The organism is Endozoicomonas sp. ONNA2, assembly GCF_024606365.1.
Lineage (GTDB): Bacteria > Pseudomonadota > Gammaproteobacteria > Pseudomonadales > Endozoicomonadaceae > Endozoicomonas.
Genome location: NZ_JAHHPO010001204.1, coordinates 1 through 2,638 on the forward strand (window position 1 = coordinate 1; position 2,638 = coordinate 2,638).

Below are 2,638 nucleotides of genomic sequence, written 5' to 3' on the forward strand. Positions count from 1 at the left end.
TCTACAAGCTCAGGGTGAACGGAAATCGGGAACTTATTAAAAGATAATTCCTAAGAGATAGCCCGACAGGGCGGGGAGTGTCAGCCTGAAGAAGAAGCAAGCACCATATTATCCCGGTGCAACAGCTCAGGCTCTCGCTGATAACCCAGTAACCCCTTAATCTGATGGCTGGGCTGGCCAATAATGCGCTCAGCTTCACTGGCTCCGTAATTGATCAGCCCACGGGCCACCTCATTACCGCTTTCATCCAGGCAGGTAACCATCTCTCCACGCTGGAAGTTTCCTCTCAGCGCTTTTACCCCCACCGGCAACAGGCTCTTGCCCTGCTCCTTCAGTACCCGCACAGCCCCGGCATCCAGCACCAGTTCACCGGCGGTTTTAAGATGCCCCTGCAGCCACTGTTTGCGTGCTGCCATCGGCTCCTGGTCCGGGAGCAGCAGGGTACCCAGCGCTTCACCGGCAAAGACCCGGGTAATTACATTGTCCGCCCGGCCTCCAACGATCACCGTAGCGCAGCCGGAGGCTGCCGCCTGGCGGGAGGCACGCAACTTGGTCTGCATGCCGCCACGCCCAAGGCGACCACTGCCACCACCGGCCATGGCATCCAGGGATTCATCCCGGGCACGCACCTCATGAATCAGCCTGGCATCCGGGTTGGTTCTCGGGTCGGCACTGAACAAGCCGTCCTGATCCGTGAGAATCACCAGAACATCCGCTTCCACCTGGTTAGCCACCAGCGCGGCCAGCGTGTCGTTATCGCCAAATCGAAGTTCGTCAGTCACAACGGTGTCATTTTCATTGATGACCGGCACCACCCCCATTTCCAACAGGGTTTTCAGGGTACTTCGGGCATTCAGGTAGCGTCTGCGATTGCTGTGGTCATCGTGGGTCAACAACACCTGGGCAGGCTGCACACCATATTTCTGAAAACCGACTTCCCAGGCCTGCACCAGCCGTGCCTGGCCCACCGCCGCTGCAGCCTGGAGCTGATGCAGCGCCGTTGGCCGCTCCATCCAGCCCAGCTTTTCCATGCCTGCCGCAACCGCACCGGAAGAGACCAGCACCACCTCCGCCCCCTGCTCCCGCAGCTGGCACATTTGTGTTACCCAGGCGTCCATGCGGTCAAGTTCCAGGCCCTGCCCTTCATTGGTCAACAGCGCACTGCCAATCTTGATGACCCAGTGTCGGGCTGTCCGTAACCGGTTGCGTTCACTCATACGTGGAACACCTCGACATCGTCTTCGTCGTCATCATCGTTATCCGCCGCTTTTTTTGCCGCCCGGCGGGCACGGCGCTCTTCTGCCAGCTCCCGCATTCGCAGGCGGGCCTCGGATTCCATCTTGCTCAGCTGCTCTTCTTCCTGTCTGGCCAGTTCTTCATTTTCACTTTGTTCCAGGGCACGCTCTTCGATAAAGCTCATGATATTCTGGCAAAGAACCTCGGTGCCCAGGCCAGAAATGGCCGATGTCTGGTAAACAGGGCCGGTCCAGTTCAGCTCTTTGATGATATGCTGGCAGACAGCTTCACGCTGATCGTCGGGCAGTAAATCCACTTTATTCAGCACCAGCCAGCGATCCCGGTTGGCCAGGGTTTCACTGAACTGCTCCAGTTCGTGAATGATCGCCCTGGCCGACTGGGCCGGGTCGGTGTCATCGTAAGGTGCCACATCAACCAGGTGCAGCAGAATACGGCAACGAGCCAAATGCTTAAGGAAACGAATCCCCAGGCCGGCACCTTCAGCGGCCCCCTCGATCAGACCCGGGATATCGGCAATGACGAAGCCACGATGACGGTCCACCGCCACCACACCCAGATTGGGAACCAGGGTAGTAAATGGATAATCAGCCACCTTTGGCCGAGCCTGGGATACAGCGCGGATAAACGTAGACTTACCCGCATTGGGCATACCCAGCAGACCGGCATCGGCAATCACCTTAAGCTCAAGGCGAAGATCCCGGCGTTCGCCTTCAGAACCGGGGCTGGTCTGTCTCGGCGCACGGTTAACACTCGATTTGTAACGGGTATTCCCCAAGCCGTGAAACCCCCCCTGGGCCACCTTGACCCGCTCACCCACATGGGTCAGGTCGCAGATAACCTCTTCCGTTTCGTTATCCACCACGGTGGTACCCACCGGCACTTTCAGCTCCACATCCGCGCCCTTGGCACCGGTACAGTTGCGGCCACGGCCGGGCTCACCGTTGCGGGCCTGATAGTGTTTCTGGTAGCGGTAATCCACCAGGGTATTGAGGTCATGGTCAGCAATCACGTAGATGCTGCCGCCATCACCACCGTCGCCACCATCAGGGCCGCCTTTTTCAATAAATTTTTCCCGGCGAAAGCTCAGGCAGCCATTGCCGCCCTTACCCGCCTGAACCATGATTGTTGCTTCATCTACAAACTTCATTGCCTGACTCTCTTGCCTCCCCCTGCCGACAGGGAGTACATCGCTGAACCACTCACTGTACGTAAATATTCAATCCCGTTGGAAACTCACGGGAGGCTGTTCGGGAATAGTCTCCCGGTTAGCAGCCTGAAAACCCTGGCATTGAGTGATCTTTAGACTTGGAGGGGTTTTATCCTCAATTTCTGCCATCCTCGCTACGGGGACGCCCAGTCGGGCGCTATTCTCGGACAGCCT

The 2,638-nt window shown here is 57.9% G+C and carries 2 protein-coding genes; both read right to left on the minus strand.

Annotated elements, in window-relative coordinates; all coding sequences use genetic code 11:
• Positions 1-80: 80 nt before the first annotated feature.
• Entirely contained in the window at positions 81-1,217 is a 1,137-nt protein-coding gene (gene proB, locus KDK14_RS21170) for a glutamate 5-kinase (protein ID WP_257267245.1), read from the minus strand.
• Positions 1,214-2,404: an Obg family GTPase CgtA gene (gene cgtA / locus KDK14_RS21175; RefSeq protein WP_257267247.1), complete on the minus strand. Its 1,191-nt coding sequence runs from the start codon at positions 2,402-2,404 to the stop codon at positions 1,214-1,216. The genes proB and cgtA overlap by 4 nt, the downstream gene beginning before the upstream one ends.
• Between the last annotated feature and the right edge of the window lie 234 nt (positions 2,405-2,638).